At 40.8% G+C, this 18,493-nt stretch carries 17 protein-coding genes and 1 pseudogene; 9 read left to right on the top strand and 9 right to left on the bottom strand.

Annotated features, from left to right (window positions below):
- Positions 1–76 precede the first annotated feature (76 nt).
- From HC643_RS23835 to hypD, 6 genes and pseudogenes are all read left to right on the top strand, one after another.
- Positions 77–343, top strand: coding sequence for an asr0689 family protein (locus HC643_RS23835; RefSeq protein WP_038112667.1), 267 nt, complete (start codon positions 77–79; stop codon positions 341–343).
- Positions 344–351: 8 nt separating this feature from the next.
- Positions 352–576, top strand: a complete 225-nt coding sequence (locus HC643_RS41550; RefSeq protein WP_038112665.1) for a hypothetical protein — start codon at positions 352–354, stop codon at positions 574–576.
- A 162-nt stretch (positions 577–738) separates the two neighbouring features.
- Positions 739–1,935 (top strand): NHL repeat-containing protein, encoded by a 1,197-nt coding sequence (locus tag HC643_RS23825; RefSeq protein WP_050045226.1) that lies wholly within the window; start codon positions 739–741, stop codon positions 1,933–1,935.
- A pseudogene (locus tag HC643_RS42630) lies at positions 1,925–4,392 on the top strand (carbamoyltransferase HypF). Before HC643_RS23825 ends, HC643_RS42630 begins: the two are co-directional and overlap by 11 nt.
- A gap of 214 nt (positions 4,393–4,606) precedes the next feature.
- Positions 4,607–4,858 (top strand): HypC/HybG/HupF family hydrogenase formation chaperone, encoded by a 252-nt coding sequence (locus HC643_RS23815; protein WP_038080656.1) that lies wholly within the window; start codon positions 4,607–4,609, stop codon positions 4,856–4,858.
- Positions 4,859–4,910: 52 nt separating this feature from the next.
- Positions 4,911–6,062 carry a hydrogenase formation protein HypD gene (hypD, locus tag HC643_RS23810; RefSeq protein WP_038080629.1) on the top strand — a complete coding sequence of 384 codons (1,152 nt, stop codon included), beginning with the start codon at positions 4,911–4,913 and terminating at the stop codon, positions 6,060–6,062.
- Here hypD and HC643_RS23805 read toward each other — a convergent pair.
- Complete coding sequence (locus HC643_RS23805) at positions 6,048–6,401, bottom strand: type II toxin-antitoxin system HicB family antitoxin (RefSeq protein WP_038080627.1); 354 nt, start codon at positions 6,399–6,401, stop codon at positions 6,048–6,050. The genes hypD and HC643_RS23805 overlap by 15 nt on opposite strands.
- Positions 6,398–6,652: a type II toxin-antitoxin system HicA family toxin gene (locus HC643_RS23800; RefSeq protein ID WP_038080654.1), complete on the bottom strand. Its 255-nt coding sequence runs from the start codon at positions 6,650–6,652 to the stop codon at positions 6,398–6,400. Before HC643_RS23800 ends, HC643_RS23805 begins: the two co-directional genes overlap by 4 nt.
- A gap of 336 nt (positions 6,653–6,988) precedes the next feature.
- On the opposite strand from HC643_RS23800, the gene HC643_RS23795 reads away from it, so the two are divergent.
- Together HC643_RS23795 and hypE are read left to right on the top strand one after the other, a co-directional pair.
- Positions 6,989–8,176 carry an FAD binding domain-containing protein gene (locus HC643_RS23795; protein ID WP_167844742.1) on the top strand — a complete coding sequence of 396 codons (1,188 nt, stop codon included), beginning with the start codon at positions 6,989–6,991 and terminating at the stop codon, positions 8,174–8,176.
- 72 nt (positions 8,177–8,248) lie between these two features.
- Positions 8,249–9,349 (top strand): hydrogenase expression/formation protein HypE, encoded by a 1,101-nt coding sequence (gene hypE, locus HC643_RS23790; RefSeq protein ID WP_038080625.1) that lies wholly within the window; start codon positions 8,249–8,251, stop codon positions 9,347–9,349.
- Positions 9,350–9,466: 117 nt separating this feature from the next.
- Here hypE and HC643_RS23785 read toward each other — a convergent pair whose 3' ends face one another.
- From HC643_RS23785 to glcD, 7 genes are all read right to left on the bottom strand, one after another.
- On the bottom strand, positions 9,467–10,258 hold the full coding sequence (locus tag HC643_RS23785; protein WP_038080624.1) for a DUF3226 domain-containing protein: 792 nt from the start codon (positions 10,256–10,258) through the stop codon (positions 9,467–9,469).
- Positions 10,255–10,797 carry an AAA family ATPase gene (locus tag HC643_RS23780; protein ID WP_038080622.1) on the bottom strand — a complete coding sequence of 181 codons (543 nt, stop codon included), beginning with the start codon at positions 10,795–10,797 and terminating at the stop codon, positions 10,255–10,257. Before HC643_RS23780 ends, HC643_RS23785 begins: the two co-directional genes overlap by 4 nt.
- Before the next feature lie 245 nt (positions 10,798–11,042).
- On the bottom strand, positions 11,043–12,428 hold the full coding sequence (locus HC643_RS23775; protein WP_038080619.1) for a GAF domain-containing sensor histidine kinase: 1,386 nt from the start codon (positions 12,426–12,428) through the stop codon (positions 11,043–11,045).
- A gap of 454 nt (positions 12,429–12,882) precedes the next feature.
- On the bottom strand, positions 12,883–13,446 hold the full coding sequence (locus HC643_RS23770) for a hypothetical protein (protein ID WP_038080617.1): 564 nt from the start codon (positions 13,444–13,446) through the stop codon (positions 12,883–12,885).
- A gap of 31 nt (positions 13,447–13,477) precedes the next feature.
- Positions 13,478–14,725, bottom strand: a complete 1,248-nt coding sequence (locus HC643_RS23765; RefSeq protein WP_038080614.1) for a glycoside hydrolase family 10-like protein — start codon at positions 14,723–14,725, stop codon at positions 13,478–13,480.
- Positions 14,726–15,110: 385 nt separating this feature from the next.
- A complete protein-coding gene (locus HC643_RS23760) occupies positions 15,111–15,956 on the bottom strand; it encodes a hypothetical protein (RefSeq protein WP_038080613.1) in 846 nt (281 codons plus the stop codon).
- Positions 15,957–16,587: 631 nt separating this feature from the next.
- Positions 16,588–18,066 carry a glycolate oxidase subunit GlcD gene (glcD, locus tag HC643_RS23755; RefSeq protein WP_038080611.1) on the bottom strand — a complete coding sequence of 493 codons (1,479 nt, stop codon included), beginning with the start codon at positions 18,064–18,066 and terminating at the stop codon, positions 16,588–16,590.
- Between the two features lie 155 nt (positions 18,067–18,221).
- Between glcD and HC643_RS23750 the strand changes: the two genes are divergently transcribed.
- Positions 18,222–18,452, top strand: a complete 231-nt coding sequence (locus tag HC643_RS23750; protein ID WP_162002282.1) for a hypothetical protein — start codon at positions 18,222–18,224, stop codon at positions 18,450–18,452.
- The last annotated feature ends 41 nt before the right edge of the window (positions 18,453–18,493 follow it).

Genomic DNA, 18,493 nt, shown 5'->3' with positions numbered 1-18,493 from the left:
GTTCGCCAGTCCCCAGGGCGCGGGAAACCCGCCTCCAGGGCTGGACTCACCATTAGCTGTTAGCAAGGACACAACCATGACAAACTTTCTAACCAATCCTTCAGTCAGAGAAGTATTCACAAGTTTAATAACTGATGAATTAGATCTAACAACTGGATTTGTTTGGTTTTTAGTAGCAACAATTATATCTATGATTGCTGGGGCTATAGGAGGAATGTTGTTGGCTGGACGCGATATTGGCTATCAGTTCTCTGCTCTACTTGGTGGTTTATTTGGTCCGGCTGGTGTGATTCCTGGAGTTGTTCTAGCACTCATAGTCATAGATTTGTTGAGGAGTTTTTAGGAGGGGTTATGTTAGAGATAGGCTGGTTTACAGCCCGATTGTTTTTTAAGGGGAAGCTATTGCGGGACCCTATGTACTTTGTACAGCAAACTTCATTCGGTATTGGTATCAGTGCGCTTATACTATTCTTGTTTGCACAAGCAAATGTGAGTCTTTGGATGTCAGTTCCGATATCGAGTTTTATAGGTGGCTTAATTATGCCGCTTCTCCTTAGAGACCTCAAGCTAAAGTAAAAGTATGAAGTGTGAAGTATGAAGTAGACTCCATCGATCGAGCGTTTCATCCTTTATACTTTACCCTTTATCCTTTTTTCGGTCATACTGGCAAGTCAACCGATCGACAACTTGTCACAATAGATTTGATGAAGTTTAAACTCCTAACTTTAAAGGGTTTTAGTGATAGCACCAACAAGCACGCCAAAAGAAACAGAGATTGCCAACAGCTTACTCCTTTCGCCTAAAGGTGCTCAAGTCATTTTGGGAAAAAGTCTGGAACCTGGGCAATTAGCAATGCCTGTTGCACCTAGCAGACAAGAAATGTTTGGTCCTCGTGGTGCCTGTTTAATATCGGAAACAGGACCTTTGTGGGTATCAGATACAGGGCATCATCGTTTGTTAGGATGGCGCAACAAACCAACTGAAGATGGTCAAAAAGCAGATTGGGTCATTGGACAACCAGATTTTAACCATGAAGGACAAAATGCGAAAGGCGAAGTTGGAAGGGCAACTCTAAGTGTTCCAACGGGTATTTGTGCTTGTGGGGAAGGATTGGCGGTAGCAGATGCTTGGAACCACCGGGTTTTAATCTGGAAAAAATTGCCAGAGGATAATAATGTTCCAGCAGATATTGTGCTAGGTCAAGCTTGCTTTACTGAAAATCAACCAAATCGGGGAAATCAACAAGCAGCGGGTCATACCTTGAATTGGTGTTATGGAGTTTTTTACCATCAAGGAAGGCTGTTTGTAACTGATACTGGAAATCGAAGAGTTTTAGTTTGGTATCAGATCCCCGAAGAAAACGGTCAGCCTGCCGATCTAGTATTGGGACAACCAGATATGATAGCCCGCAATGAAAATGGTGGTGGTTCTCCTTCTGCATCCAGTATGCGTTGGTGCCACGATATCACCTTTTGGGGAGACAATCTGGTTGTCACAGACGCAGGTAACAATCGGGTGATGATTTGGCAGGGAATGCCAACAGAAAACAATGCTCCTTGTACAGTCGTGTTAGGACAAAAAACTTTTGATTCAGTAGAAATGAATCAAGGGGTTTATTTTCCCAGCGCTCATAGTCTGAGTATGCCGTATGGTGTGGCTTCTGTAGGGAAGTGGTTGTTAGTGGCAGATACTGCTAATTCCCGGTTATTGGGATGGACTGAGACAGAGCCAATAATGGCTTTACAAGGGGTGAGGAGTGATGCGATCGCCGGACAATTGGATTTTCACAGCAAAGGTGAAAATCGCGATTATGGATTGCCAACGCGAGATAGCCTGAATTGGTGTTACGGAGTGAAGGTATGTGGCAATACAGCGGTCATCGCTGACTCAGGAAACAACCGAATTATGTTATGGCACTTGGACTATGAACTTTGAAGAAATTAGAATTTGCGGTACTGTACAAGGAGTTGGGTTTCGACCTACAGTATATCGCCTTGCCAAAGCTTGTGGTTTGTGCGGCGATGTTCGTAATGATGGTCAAGGAGTCTTGGTTCGGGTATCTGGAAAACAAGAATCAATAGACGAATTTGTCCACAAATTACAGAAAGAATGCCCTCCATTAGCAAAAATTAATATATTAACGCGCAAGCGTTATCAAGGCGAATTTCAATTCGACGACTTTGTGATTTCTGGCAGTGTGAGTGACAGGGTGAACACCGAAATTGCCCCTGATGCTGCTACTTGTCCGCAATGCAAAGCAGAAACCCTCGATCCCTTCAGCCGTTGGTATCGCTATCCCTTCACAAACTGCACTCATTGCGGTCCCCGCTTGAGTATTATTCGTGCCATTCCTTATGACCGTAACAATACAAGCATGAATGCTTTTACCATGTGCTCGGATTGTTCTCGCGAGTATAAGGATGTCAATAATCGACGCTTTCACGCTCAACCCGCAGCCTGTCATGTCTGCGGTCCTAACGCTTGGTTAGAACGTTCTGATGGTAAACCAATAACAAGTTCTATGTTTTCTATGCTAGACGATATTGATTCTGTTTGTACCTTATTGCAAAAAGGTGAGATTGTCGCCATTAAGGGTTTAGGAGGATTTCACCTAGCTTGCGATGCTACCAATGAAACTGTAGTGCAAAAACTGCGTCAGCGCAAAGGACGCGAAAGCAAGCCTTTTGCTTTGATGGCACGAGATATGGCTGTCGTTGAAGAATACTGCACTCCTAGTATCCAGGAAAGAGAATTACTTGAAAGTCCCGCAGCTCCTATTGTGTTGCTTGAAGCTTCATCAGGTGATGAGGGTGAAAGAGGAAGTGGAAGAATCACCAACATCGCAAGTTGGACAGCCAAAAAAAAACTTACACTCCAAGCCGCATAGCACCTTCTGTAGCACTGGGGCAAAATACCCTTGGCTTTATGCTTCCTTATACCCCGCTTCACCATCTCATTCTTAAGCGGATGAACCGTCCGATTGTCTTAACTAGTGGCAATTTGTCTGATGAACCACAGTGTATTGATAATGATGAAGCGCGTGAGAAGTTGGGAAAAATTGCTGATTATTTTCTCTTCCACAATCGGCAAATTGTTAACCGGGTTGATGATTCAGTAGTGAGGGTTGTAGGCAATAAAGTGCAAATTGTTCGGCGTGCTAGAGGCTATGCACCAGCACCTATCCATTTACCACCAGGTTTTAATCGTGTTCCACAGATTTTAGCAATGGGCAGTGAGTTGAAAAATACCTTTTGTCTATTGCAAGACACAAAAGCGATCGTATCCCAACATTTGGGAGATCTAGAAAATGCAGTTGCTTTCCGTGCTTATCAGGATATGCTGAATTTATACTTGAATTTATTTGAGTATAAACCAGAAGCGATCGCTGTCGATCTGCATCCTGAATACTTGTCTGCAAAACTTGGTAAAGAACTGGCTTCAGTTCATCAATATGGGTACAGCACAACTGTACCCTTACTATACATTCAGCATCACCACGCTCACATTGCTGCTTGTATGGTAGAGAACGGTGTACCGATTGATTCTCCCCCTATTTTAGGTGTTGCTTTTGATGGATTGGGTTACGGTGGTGATGGCACACTCTGGGGGGGAGAATTTCTTTTAGCAGATTACCGCCAATTTAAACGATTGGCAACATTTAAACCAGTCGCTATGATTGGTGGAAAGCAAGCCATCAAAGAACCGTGGCGTAATACCTACGCTCAATTAATCTCTTGCTTTTCTTGGGAAGATTTAAAACAAAATTACGGAAATTTAGAAATTATTAATTTTTTAGACAAAAAACCTTTAAAGCTTCTCAATCAAGTTATAGAAAAACAAATTAATTCTCCTAAAACCTCATCAGTTGGTCGTTTATTTGATGCAGTTGCTGCTGCTATTGGGATTTGTCAAGAAAAATGTAGTTATGAAGGACAAGCAGCAGTAGAAATGGAAGCTGCTTGCGATACGGCTTCAGCCGTTAAGCTTCCAGCTTATCGCACTATTTTAGAGAGTTCTTCCACAACAATTGGTTATTCTTTCACAATTGAAACGGTTGATAACCTCTATCATATAAATCCCCATCCGATGTGGAAAGCTTTACTAGATGATTTACAACAGCAAGTGAAGCCATCAATTATCGCCGCTAAATTTCATTTGGGATTAGCTAATCTTATTGTAGAAACAATTAACTTAATTTGTCATAAACATGACATTAAGTGTGTCGCTCTTAGTGGAGGAGTTTTTCAAAATAAAATTTTATTAGAACAAGTGACTGTAAAATTAAAAGCATTAAATTTCAAAGTTCTAACTCATAGTTTGGTTCCAACAAATGATGGAGGATTATCACTAGGACAAGCTGCGATCGCAGCAGCTTCTTTACAAAACACGTAGGTTGGGGAGCCACTCGCGTGCGGAGAGCAGCGCCGTGCGGAGAGCAGTGCGTTGCGGGGGTTCCCCCCGTTGAAGCAACTGCGGAGGGTTCCCCCCGTTGAGCGATGTGGCGTTTGAGGAACGAAACCCAACATTTATAAATATTTTGTTAAGTTTACACCAAAATTCTCAGCTTGCAGTATTGCACCCTAACCTACAAAAAAAGGAAAACAAAATGTGTTTGGGAATCCCCGGTCAAATTACAGAAATCACAGATATTGAAAAAAAATTAGCTGTTGTTGATATTGCTGGTGTAAAGCGCCAAGTCAATATTGCTTGTATTGTGGACGAACACCACCCAGTTCAATCGTGTGTTGGAGATTGGGTACTTGTCCACGTTGGTTTTGCCATGAGTAGAATTAACGAACAAGAAGCAGCCCAAACAATCCAACTCTTAGAAGAACTGGCAAATTTTGTTAATAATTAGTGATTAATTATTCTACTAATAACCAATAACTAATAACCAAGAACTAACCCTTATGAAATACGTTGATGAATTCAGAGAACCGAGAAAAGCTTTATCTTTGCTCAAAGAAATTGAAAAATTATCGCAACAGCTAAAAAAGCCCGTCAAGATTATGGAAATTTGTGGCGGACATACTCATTCTATTTTTAAATACGGTATTGAGGACATTTTACCTAAAACTATTGAATTAATTCACGGTCCTGGTTGTCCTGTCTGTGTAATGCCAAAGGGAAAACTAGATGATGCTATTGCTATCAGCCAAAATCCCAATGTCATTTTAGCGACCTTTGGCGACACAATGCGAGTCCCCGGTTCAAAATCAAGTTTGTTGCAAGCCAAAGCACGAGGTGCGGATATCCGTATGGTTTATTCGCCTTTAGACAGTTTACAAATCGCTAGGGATAACCCTGACAAAGAGATTGTTTTCTTTGCTTTAGGCTTTGAAACAACAGCCCCCAGTACAGCTTTGACTCTTTTGCAAGCAGCATCTGAAGAAATCAATAACTTTAGTATGTTTTGCAATCACGTCCTTGTGATTCCTGCTCTAAAAGCATTATTAGATAATCCAGATTTACAACTAGATGGTTTTGTCGGTCCCGGTCATGTCAGTATGGTTATAGGTACTGACCCGTATGAGTTTATTTGTCAAAAGTATTATAAACCAATTGTTATTTCCGGGTTTGAACCTTTAGATATTTTTCAATCGGTTTGGATGCTATTACAACAAATTCTAGAAAATCGTTGTGAAGTAGAAAATCAATACAATCGATTTGTAGAAAAAACAGGAAATTCTGTAGCGATCGCAGCGATGAACGAAGTTTTTGAAGTGCGAGAAAATTTTGAGTGGCGTGGGTTAGGAGATCTCCCATATTCTGGCTTAAAAATTCGTTCTGACTACGCTCAATTTGATGCAGAATTAAAATTTCCCGTCCCCAATCTTAAAGTTGCTGACCACAAGGCTTGTCAGTGTGGGGAAATTCTCAAAGGAGTTTTAAAGCCATGGCAATGTAAAGTCTTTGGTACAGCTTGCACTCCAGAAACACCGATCGGGACTTGCATGGTGTCTTCTGAAGGTGCTTGTGCGGCATACTACAAGTATGGTCGCTTTTCAAAGATGGTTGGGAAAGGGATGGTAGAGCTAGAAAAGACCTCAAACATTTTCTAACGATTCTGCCTTCAGATAGCGTTCGAGTGCATCCGTCACCAACTTATTGAGATTCATTCCTCGGCGTTGGGCAAATAATGCTGCTTGACGATGAAGTTGGCTACCTACACGGACATTAAAACTACCCTTAAACGGCTTCTCTGGTTCAATTCCTTTTTCCTCACAAAGAGCTAAATAATCATCAATTGCTTCCTCAAAACTAGCTCTTAGACTAACCACATCTTCCCCCTCAAAACTAATTAAACTACGGATATATTCCACCTGTCCGTAGAAAATTTTATCTTCATCGTTATAGTGAATAGATCCGAAATAATCTTTGTATTGCATCATGTCATTCATAACAACTCCTCCCTCTGGAGAATCTCAATAATTTGTTCAATTTGATACCGTTTAAGAATATTTTGAGGATGGGGTTTGTGTAATGTTACAACTACTCCTGCATCATTGAGAAAACGCCGCCTCGATCCTCCAGTCTTTCCCGTGCTGACTTCTTCAAAACCAAACCCAGAAAGCACGCTGACCAACTCCTCCCAGGTAAAATCTTTAGGACGACGGAGAAACCGCTCAATCAATTTCTCTCTACGGGTCATAGCAACTCCAGATTGCTTACTTCCATTATCTGCCAAAACCGGCTTTGTGTAACTAAAATTAGTTACACTATTGCATTCAATCAATTACCAATTGAAGCAGTGGTTGCATTCGGTTACTACGGAAGCCCCCATAAGCATTGTTCTTGCTAGCAGGCGATCGCTTTATTTCGAGTATTTCTTATTGCCTCTACAATCTCCGAATCTAGATGCCATTGCTCCTGAGTTCCGTAATTGCTGGATTAGTATTTGACAGCTAAATGTTTAAGTTTTCTTCAAAGGATTGCTATTTCATCTAAAGGTACTATACTCTATCGAAGAGCTTAAATATATAACCCCATGTCAGATAATCAGGGCTTCGCGGATCGAAATTCTCAACCTTTGCGCGTCATTATATCTGGTGGTTCGGTGGGTGGTTTGTGTGCTGGCTTAGCACTGCATCGCATTGGCTGTCATGTGAGAATTTTTGAACACTTGCCTGATGTTTTGCAAAGTTGGGGAGCTGGTTCTATTGTCCAATTGGAAATGAGTCGCTTTTTCTTTGAACATGGTATTGCTGCAACAGAAGCAACGGGTGTTCTGTCTGAGAAGCAACAGTTTCTATCAATTGATGGCAGCATAATTTGGGAAGAAGCAATACCACAAGTTATGATTTCCTGGGATATGCTTCACCATCAACTCAGGAAAAGTTTCCCAAATGAGTTTTACCATCAAGACAACCAAGTTGTTAGTTTTGAACAGAGTGACAACTGCGTCAAGGTACGCTTGAAAGATGGGCAACAAGAGGAGTGCGATCTGTTGATTGAGGCTGACAGTTTGGGTTCTACCATTCGTCAGCAACTGCTACGAGATACCGTTCCGCAATACGCGGGCTATGTTGCATGGCGGGGAACGATCGATGAAAGCGTTCCTTTGCCTGAAGTTGCAGAATTTTTGGCTCATAACTTTACATTCTACAACGGTCCTGGTATGCAAGCTATTTGTTATTTAGTACCGGGACCGAATGGGGAACTAGAGGTCGGAAAGCGGCGCTTTAACTGGCTTTGGTACTTTAATGTTCCTGTAGAAGAATTACCTGAAGTGATGGGTAACAGCCAAGATGCTGTACAAAAATTTTACTGGCCTCAAGCACAAGTCACAGAAAAAATCATGCAACAGCGCCGTCTGGAGGCAAAGAAGAGTTTACCTGCAGTATTTCAGCATTTGTTTGAACTGACAGAAAAACCTTTGATTCAGCCAATCTACGATCTGTCAGTACCTCGTATGGCTTTCGGACGAGTGTGTTTGATCGGTGATGCAGCATTTGCGATCCGTCCTCATACAGATGCTGGTATTTCCAAAGCTGTTACAAATGCTGTTGAACTAGCACAAGAGTTACAGGAAGCTCGCACTGATGTGGTAGAAGCGCTTAAAAGTTGGGAAATGACTCAATTGGCTTTAGGGAATTACCTGAGAGTTTTAGGAGTGACGTTGAGCAACCGTTTGGGGCTTTCTAACTCTTCATCGTTTGTTCTTCATCACCCGTAACTCGTTCCCAATCCCTGACTGGGAATGAGAGCAGAACAATTTACCAAGTTACAATATTAAACATCATTTAATATGAATTTTTCCCCGGCAAATTCAGGACAGCATTCCTTCAGTCCAAAAGTCCAATTGTTTCGCCGCCCGGTTACAGTAACAGATACCCACATTACCCTCGCACATGGTAGTGGTGGTACTGCTATGCACGATTTGATTGACGATATCTTTGTGAAAAGTTTTGATAATCCTATTCTTTCTGAATTAGAAGATCAAGCGAGTTTTAATTTAGCCAATTTATTACAACAGGGAGATAGACTGGCTTTCACGACAGATTCTTATGTTGTCGATCCTTTGTTTTTTCCCGGTGGCGATATTGGCAAATTGGCTGTTAATGGGACAGTCAACGATTTAGCCATGAGTGGTGCTAAACCCTTGTATCTCAGTTGCGGTGTGATTTTAGAAGAAGGGCTGGCTGTAGAAACTTTACGGCGTGTTGCTGATAGTATGCAAGTTGCTGCTAAAGAAGCTGGTATAAAAATTGTGACAGGTGATACAAAAGTTGTGCATCGTGGTGCTGCAGATAAACTGTTTATTAATACTGCTGGTATTGGTGTGATTCCAGTAGGAGTTAGCATCTCTGCTCGCAATCTTCAACCAGGAGATGTGGTAATTGTCAATGGTGAATTGGGAAATCATGGCACAGCTATTTTAATTGCTCGTGGAGAATTAGCTTTAGACACTCACATTGAAAGTGACTGTCAGCCTTTAAACGGTTTAGTTGATACTATCTTGAGTGTCTGTCCTGATGTTCGCGCCATGCGAGATGTCACGCGAGGTGGTTTAGCCACGGTATTAAATGAGTTTGCTGTCAGTTCGCAAGTAGGTATTCGTCTTCACGAGCAAGCTTTACCAGTGCGTGAAGAAGTTAAGGGTGTTTGTGAAATCTTGGGTTTAGACCCGTTGTATCTGGCAAATGAAGGTAAATTAGTGGTAGTTGTAAGACGAGAGAAAGCAGATATAGTGTTATCTGCTATGCAGTCTCACCCAGCAGGTAAAGATGCTTGTATCGTTGGCGAAGTGGCTTCTTCTCCTTCGGGCGTCGTCTTGTTAAAAACTGTTTTTGGTACTGAACGCATTGTTGATATGTTGGTTGGCGAGCAATTGCCAAGGATTTGTTGATTAAAAAAGAATGAAGGATGAAGAATAAAAAATTTATCTTCTTTCATTCTTTTTAGGAAATTTAGTATCACCAGTGACTCCCAACGAGGGGAAATTATGACATTTTCATTCAAGCGCCTACTTAGGAGTAATTTCTAAATTTAGTAGTTTCCTCAAAAAGTCAGTTAAATTCTGAAGTTCTGGAAGTTGTTGTTCAGTTTGAGCACTAATCCATTTGTCATCTTTAATACTTGTTGTATTCGTTTTACCAGGCTTGAGAACACTTGTAACTGTGGCAACTATAGCCTTTTCTTTATCAAAAGGTTTCCATTTCAACAGACTTATTTCTTCTGAAGAAAATTGATTTACATAAAATGTTGCCCTTTTCATGTATTCTGGATAAGCTACTTCTCCACAAATACATATTAAAGTATCAAGCACACCCTGAGTTCTATTATTTGGCAATATATATATTCCCAATCTAGGCACACTTTCTATCACAGAACCGTTATTGCTAACTGTGTTAGGAAAATCAGCAAAATATTCTTTAAAACTATCATGATACTTCTGTGCTATTTCAGCAGGTAACTTCTTATCAGCATCAATTACGATACCAAAAGCCAATAGAGAACTAGAATAATCAGAAATATCAGTTAATTTAGTAGTTAGATTTTCAATTAAATTACTCCCTTCTCCTACATATATAGCGACTGATAAAGTGTCATTGTACAAAATTGATGGCATAGGAAGTCTTGTATATAGCTTTCCACTTTTTGTAGGATATACGGGGACGAATTTACGCCAAAGTGGTTCTAAGTCTGCTATGGTACCTTTAAACTCAGAGAAACCAAGTAACTTACACAATATCGTAGATAAAAAAGCTTGATCGTGATTCCCTTCAACTCCTATCAAAGCACACTGGCGATTCACCAACGGACCTCCTGACCCAAATCTTCTCGTAAACGTCTTAATCTATTCCAATCATGTCTAATTACTTTTGTCTTCGATTCTTTTGGCTCTAGACGATAAAGTACTAAATTCTGTTCAGATTCAACTTCGGTTACTTGTAATAAAGCATCTACAGCCTCAAGACTATGGGTAGTTGCAAATAGTTGTATATCCATTTCTTTACACCACTTAACTAGCCATCTAAAAGAGTTTTGAAGAAGTTCAGTATGAATTGTAGATTCTTTTCCCTCACCATCGGAAGCAGAATTACGTGTAAATAACCATTGAAGTGCATCAAGAGGCGAAGTACGCTGTATTCTACTTTCCTGTTCTCGCTGACGTGCAGTGCTAATCCAAACTCTAATATCTAATGGATGGCAATAAATAGCTAGTGCTTCAAGAACACTAGTTTTCCCTGAATTGTTAATACCAACAAGCAGGTTAATCCGTCCGAGATTATCTAAATTCAGATCTCGCAACCCTCTAAATTGATGAATTGTAACACTTTCTAAATTTGGCATATGCTTAGTTTAGCCTAAATGATAGGGTTGATTACTATATTTACCTAATTAGCATAATTCTGTTAGCATTCTATGATGTCCGCTGTCTCGTAGTTTTGCCAAGCATAATAGCAATGAGTTGCGCTCTTCGAGCCAGGTCGGGTTGTATGCGAAGATGAAGAGTATTTCCGATGACATCAATCTAGATAGCTGTCCCTGGTAGAAGTTCAAGCTGTGCTTGATATCGGAAGGGATAGAGATCTGTTTTAGTATGGAAATCTCAGTGTGAAAGTCGTTTGATGTGATGTACTTTCTACATCAATGAATGCTCCCATGTGTTTCGCTAGTTTTTGCACTAAAGCTAGCCCCAATCCGGTTCCGCTGTATTTCCACGGATCGTCATTGGGAATGCGATAAAAGGGGTCAAAAATTTTCAGTTGCTCGAGGGCTGTAATTTCTGCTCCGGAATTACTTACGCTAAGCACCACTGTATCTGCTGTCTTGAAAGCAGATACTGTAATGGTTCCACCTGCGGGGGTAAATTTACAAGCGTTCTTTAAGAGTTCTGTAAGAATACGTTCCAAGTCCGCGATTTCTGTTTCTAATATAGGAATATCGTTAGCTATATTTAGATTTAACTGCTGTTGCTGACAACATACAAGTTCTTGGAACGGCTCAACGATCGCCGGAAGCCAGGTTTGTAAATCGATCAAAATTAAAGTCAAAGGTTCGATTTCTGCTTCTAAATATGTCAGTGATAATAAATCGTCAATTAACTTACTTTCTCGCCGACACTCTTTCTGAAGGATCTGTAATAGCTGGGGAATCATTTCTACCTCAAGCAGCCCTTCTTGCTTGAGAACACTTTCTATTGTTTGGATTGCCAAATGAATACTGGTGATTGGCGTTTTGAGTTCGTGAGAAAGTGTTCTGAGAAACTCTTGTTTTAAACGTTCTAGTTTTTCTGATTCTTGCTTTTGCACTTCAAGCTGAACTTGTAAGTTCTCCACTTGCTGTTGCAATTGGGCCTGTTGTATGGCAATTTCTAAGTGTGTTGTGGCTTGTTTGAGCAAGTCTATTTCTGTTTGTTGCCATTGACGGGGTCTGTAGCTTTGTTGAGCCGTTAGCAATCCCCACAATTGTTGCTTAAAGAGAATCGGGACTACTATATTAGCTCGTACTTCCATTGAATTGAGCAGATCGATGTAGCACGGTGCTAACCCTGCTGCATATATGTCTTCTATAACTTGAATACCACGTCGTTTGTATCGTTCTGCATATTTTTCCCCAAAGCAAGGATCTGCGATCGCTGTTCCCAGTAAACTATCAGGGGTGACACTTGCTTCTACGGCTATAAAGCCACTCGTGTTTGATTCCAATCGGTAAATGAGTATGCGATCGCATCCTAAAAACCGTCTGAGATCTCTCGCCGTCTCATTGAGAATAGTATTCAAAGTCTCAGAGCGACAAATACGTTGTGCGATCGCTTCTAGTAGGGACTCCCTTTGAGTTTGATACTGCACAACAGAATCGTGAATTCTAGGTGTAAACTGCTGGTTGCTGTGTTTTTTATCTGGATTTAGGACTCGATGACGAACTGCTGGTGGCAGTTGTGTTAACTCTACAGTTGATTCTGATGAATTGATACTCATGCGAGAGACCTTATCTGGTGTTGCCGATACTACACTAAGCGCTCCCTATCATAGATAGACTGCTAGAAAACGCATTTTTGCACCAAAACTACAGCAAAAGATTTTTAGCTTTTGCTTGTTGATACTTTGTATCTGTCGCTACTTTGTATGAAGAACATGACCAAGCTATTGCTTAGAATAAAATGTGTCCCCTAAACAGAGAAAAAGCAGGTTGACCAGTTTATACTAATTACTAAGATTCATTTTTTAAAATTTCTGCAGTATCTAATTGTTGCACACATTGCCTTTACGTAGATAAGAGGTTGCTCAGAATATTTACAATATTTAATAATTTTCTAATAATTTTTATACTGTTTCTCCAGGGGTTGGCGATAAACGCTCCCCCTTAACAAAGCTACGACGTACAGACAACGGGGATTTCCATCTGTTGCTTGAATAGAGAGAATGCGTATTCTCAATCCCAGCACCTGAAAATTTTGGCACCATAGATACCTGTGAAGACAGCTACTACAAACCAGGTCACAGCCAAACCAACCACTTCGCCTAAAAATAACTGCGTCAATTGATACAGTATACCGCCTACAGCCGAACCAATCCCCACTCCAAGCGCCCAACTAACCGCACTGATCGACACCCATTGTACTGCTAGAGGGCTATATTGTTGGATGACAAACCAATGAGCCAAACCCATACTGAATCCCGCAATTGTCCCTAGAAGCACGCCGTAAAAAACTCTGAGGACAAGAACTTGGGTTGACAGTACCATCCAACCAACAGCACCAATTCCTGCGGTGGTCACAAAAACCCAACCAGCAAGGCTTGACCACACCCACAACCAAGGGTTTTTCAGGCGTGTTCTCAGAACGAAAGCTTGAGGTAATGCAACGATTAAACCACCTACAGTCCCTTGCAAGACATTAATATCTGATTTCTCACCAATTTCAATCAATAACAAACTTAACAGAAAACCACCAAAAGTGGCGATCGCCCATTGTAATGTGAATTTCTCTGATTGCATCAAACTGTTATCTAATCGTAAATTTTCTTTTCTAACGCTGGAAACATTCCAAAAAAGCTTTGCGGCGCTGTCGTGGAGAGTCGGGAGTCAAATAACTCCACAAACTTTCCCAGTAAAAAAAGGAAACACCATTAAAGTTTTGCTCCCTCACAACCTTAACCTGTTCTGTAATTTGCTGGATATTAACTGGATTATTCCAAATTCCAGTTAATATTCCTACACTCACTGGAATTGTGAGGCGAGCATTTTGCACTTCTGGTTGTGAGAGCTCAGCTAAAAAACTGTTTTTGTCATTGCGATACACTTGTAAAACCAACTCATCTACCAAACCTGTTTTTACCCAAGTATTCCAATCTTGTAAATAGTATTTATACGAAAATCTGTGTGAGTTAGGAGACAATGATATTTTCATGTTAGGTTTCACATTTCTGACAGCACTCACAATTTCTTGCATAAAAACAGTTATCCTGTCAGAACGCCAGCGCATCCACTCTGAGTCAAAAGGATCGGATGGTGGTTTTTTCCCCTGATGTTCTTGTTGATAAAGAGCGATCGTGAAGGCATCGTAACCTAACTTGACTGGCATTCCAAAATGGTCATCTAATTGAATTCCATCAATATCATAATTTGTAACGACTTCTAAAATTAATCCTTTAATAAACTCTTTTACTTCTGGATGCAGGGGATTTAACCAAACTTGCTTTCTAATTGTACTTGTACTGATTAACTTTTGCCAAAAAGATGGTTGTGATTGACTTGTTCCAACATTATGAAGAGTGTCATCTAGCAATTCAGCACCGGAGAGTTGAGTTGTTAGCCAATCAGGATGCTGTCTTGCTAATTCTGATTGAGAAGGTAACATCAACCCGTACTCAAACCAGGGAATGACACGTAACTTTTTTTGAGAGGCAAGCTGTGCGATTGTTGCTAAAATATCTCTACCACCGTGTATTATCCCCAGTAAAGGTTGAGTTTCTTGTCCTATCTCTTTTTTAAGAAGTTGACTTTTATAAAAAGTGTGCCCCCTATTCCAAACAACAGGATAAATCGTGTTAAATTTGAGAGATGAAAGTTGGTTTAAAGCACGATTAATACCCCAAGGAACAAACAAGACACCGCTACTCACATTAGTTAACCAAACACCTCTAATTTCTTGTTGCTGTGAATAACTTTCATTTTGAGAAGAAACTGAGGTAGAAGGTGAAGAAAATAGAAATAAACTCAGGATTAACCCTAAAACAATAAAATAATTGAACTTTTGGTGAATAAAACGGTACATTTGAATTATACGGCGATCGCGAGCGGCGGAAGTTGTTCTCCTACTGCATACTTCTTAGGTATTATCGGAAGAAATGATTTTTGCAATAGGTTGAATAAAATATTTACAAATCTTTTTTAAAATATCATAAAATTATCAGTATTTTTTGTAGCTTTAATAACGTATTTGAACTTTAGGCAAAAAAGATTTATTAACTATTCCTACCAAGCAGTTACTTCATGTTTGATTCTTTTTTTGACATCAAATCTTTTCCTAAATTCTCTAACCATACAACTCTTTATGCTGACAGCTTAGTATACCACGGCAAACACAAGTACACATTACAAATCCCTGGAAGGCTGGCTATATAGAAACCTTGATTTTATACTTTAAACTTTTTGTACTACTAGTATCCCGCGCTCACAAAAAACCAATTCTTTGCTATTTGTTCCGCATGAAAAAAATGCTCTTGACTGCATAAAGCGGTTTGAATGTCAATTGCTTTTTGAGAAGTTGAGGAATTGCGATCGTAATTTTGAATGGTAGTTTTAGCTGGTATATCTAAAGTTTTGTCAGAACTATATATAAAACTGTTGTCTCCATCCCCCAAACCGTAGCTACTAACCAAAAATTTTACCACTAAGGCTTTAGCATCTTTGCGAAGAACAGAAACTGCATTTCTACCTGTGGAAGTGAGCAAGCCCCGTGGCAACTTTATTTGCCTTGGCATACCCAGCCCATCACATCCTAATAAATTATTTCGCCATAAACTTGTAAAATTGTTCACTTGAGCAGCAGTAGGAGGTTTTTCATTAGGGGTTCGTCTTCTTATGTCTGCTGCTGATAAAGGCTTTGGTATGAGCTTTCCTGTTGCGAGCTCTGAAACTATGCCATTACGAGTTTTAGCATATAGTAAAAACTCTACTTGAACGGGAGAAATATAACTTGATAAAATCCATGAAAATAAAATGATTGCGAGAGGAATAGAAGTATAACGCCTTTGTTGCCATCTTTTGACGAGGTAAACAACAGACCAAGATAATCCAATAAAAAAAATTAGTATTGCTAATAAAATAGTGAAATTAACAAAGAAAATTGCTAACAATGTTAATTGAAACAGGCGTGCAAATAAGGTAATAGTAGCTACGAGAATACTAAAAAGTATTGCTTGAAGGATAGTTTTTTTCCGAGAAAACCAAATAAAAAATCCCAGTTCTAATATTACTAAGGTAAAAAATGGTATTTCATTCATAACTGTTTTGTATAGATATTTTATTTAATTTATGAATTATACTTAGTGGGGTCAATACTTGTCGGAAAGAGCGTTTTTTCCTCCCCTACAACCCCTGCACAAAGGTGCTTGTCTCATGCGACAATCTTCTCAGCCCTTGCAGTATTGGTAGTGGGGTGGTCAATACCCGCCCTAAAGCACTTCAAATTTTCCAGGAATTATTTATGACTTTTATATAAACTCCTTACTACTTAAAGCTTTATTCCTTTTAACTAATGCTAAATCTTAGCGATTTCTATATCTTGCTCACTCAGTAAAGTTACTGAATTCTCTATCTATACCATTTCTTATAAAGATGCATCTAATTAGCCCGCGCAGGCGGTGAGCCCAGGGAAAGCAGGCGGGTTTCCCGCGCCTTGGGAACTGGTGAGTTCAGGGAAAGTAGGCGGGTTTCCCGCGCCCTGGCGACTGGCGAACAAGGGAGGGCGAACAAGGGAGGGCGTAAGCCGTTGCGGGTATAGCTTCGCAACGCGTAGCGTCTCCGTAAGGACATAACCGGAGGGGCTCCTTCAGCCTTTTTGTACTAGCATTGCCAGCCCTACTGATAATTCATTCGTAGTTGGCTTTTAGCAAATCCATTGCAACTACAAAGCTAAAACCGTTCCACTCCCTCAAACTTCTTAGCTAAATCGCCCATAGCATTAGCGGCTTCACCACAGGTACGGGGTGTGGGGAAAATTTTACCTGGATTTGCTAAACCTTTAGGATTGAAAGTTTGCCTTACCCATTGCATGGTTTCTAAATCAACTTCAGTAAACATTTCTGGCATATAGCACCTTTTTTCTGCACCGATGCCATGTTCTCCAGAAATACTGCCACCGACTTGAACGCAAAGTTTAAGAATTTTTCCTCCAACTTCTTCTACCTTTTCTAACTCACCAGGAATTGAGTTATCAAACAAAATCAGTGGATGAAGATTGCCATCGCCAGCATGAAAAACATTGGCAATGCGATAACCGTACTTTTGACTTAATGCTTCTATTTCTCCCAGCACATAGGGTAACTGAGTCCGGGGAATCACTCCATCTTGGACGTAATAATCAGGGCTTAAATGCCCTGCTGCTGCAAAAGCTGCTTTTCGTCCTTTCCACAATTTTAAGCGTTGTTCTGGATCGCTCGCGCTCGCAATGTTCCGCGCACCATTATTTTTACAAATTTCTGCTATTCGCTGTTTGTTTTCTGCAACTTCTACAGCCAAACCATCAATTTCAACAATTAAAATAGCCGCAGCATCACGGGGGTAACAATTGGTTGCTACAACATCTTCAACTGCGTTAATACTAAGATTGTCCATAATTTCCATACCACCAGGAATGATCCCCGCACTGATGATATCGGAAACGCTAGCCCCAGCTGCTTCTATACTCGTGTAATCTGCAAGAAGTACGCAAATGGATTCTGCGCTTTTGAGAATTCGCAAAGTAATTTCCGTGGCGATTCCAAGAGTTCCCTCAGAACCAACAAAGATCCCTGTCAAATCGTAACCGGGCATTTCGGGTATTTGCCCTCCCAAATCCACAATTGAACCTTCAGGAGTGACGATTTTTAACCCCAAAACGTGGTTGGTGGTGACACCGTACTTCAGACAATGCACTCCTCCAGAATTTTCTGCTACGTTCCCACCTATCGAACAAATAATTTGACTGGAGGGATCGGGGGCGTAGTAAAAACCAGCACCACTCACTGCTTGCGTCACCCAATTGTTAATGACTCCTGGCTGTACGACTACACGTTGATTTTCTAAATCAATATTAAGAATTTGCCGCATTAAAGAAGTAACAATTAACACGCAATCTTCAACAGGTAATGCACCGCCAGATAAGCCAGTACCGGAACCTCTAGCAATGAACGGGATGGAATTGCGATCGCATATCTTCACAACCTCTGCCACTTGTTCTGTTGTTCTTGGCAGTACTACAATAGCAGGGCGTTGGCGGTAGCTCGTGAGCCCATCACATTCATAAGTAATCAGTTCTTCACGACGTTGCACCACGCCATTTTTGCCGAGTACTGCTTCAAACTGCTTGATGATGGGTTTCCAGTTGCGTTGTTGTTTGTCTTGAGTGAGCATAGGGGCTTTGGGATCGTTTATTATTCAATTTACATCAGCACCTCTGTACCTGTGCGTCACCTGAGCCAGATGTTACAATGTTTGCTGTCTAGCTGTTGTTGGTAGCGCCTCAAGCTCTTAAGTGGAATAACAACTTTGCAGTTAACCAGGTAAAGATGGCTGCACAAAGAGGACTCAGTATCAATGCTCCAACCAGCCATATACCAAGCCATGCAACCCCACCCATCGATCCCGCCTCTGCAGGTGGTAGGTTGCGATTGCTCAGCCACTCTAGCAAGCCAGTGAGAACCATAGCGGCGATCGCACCAAATAGCAGCCCAACAAACCAGGCTAAAGGTAGCAACAGCAACATCCACGTGCAGCCCAATCTGATGAATGCTTGGTAGCTTATCCATAAAGGTGGTCCTAAAAACAGCAGAAGTAGTAC

The organism is Tolypothrix bouteillei VB521301 (assembly GCF_000760695.4).
GTDB lineage: Bacteria > Cyanobacteriota > Cyanobacteriia > Cyanobacteriales > Nostocaceae > Scytonema > Scytonema bouteillei_A.
The sequence above is the reverse complement of the archived record's forward strand: the minus strand, read 5'-3'. Positions and strand labels throughout refer to the sequence as shown.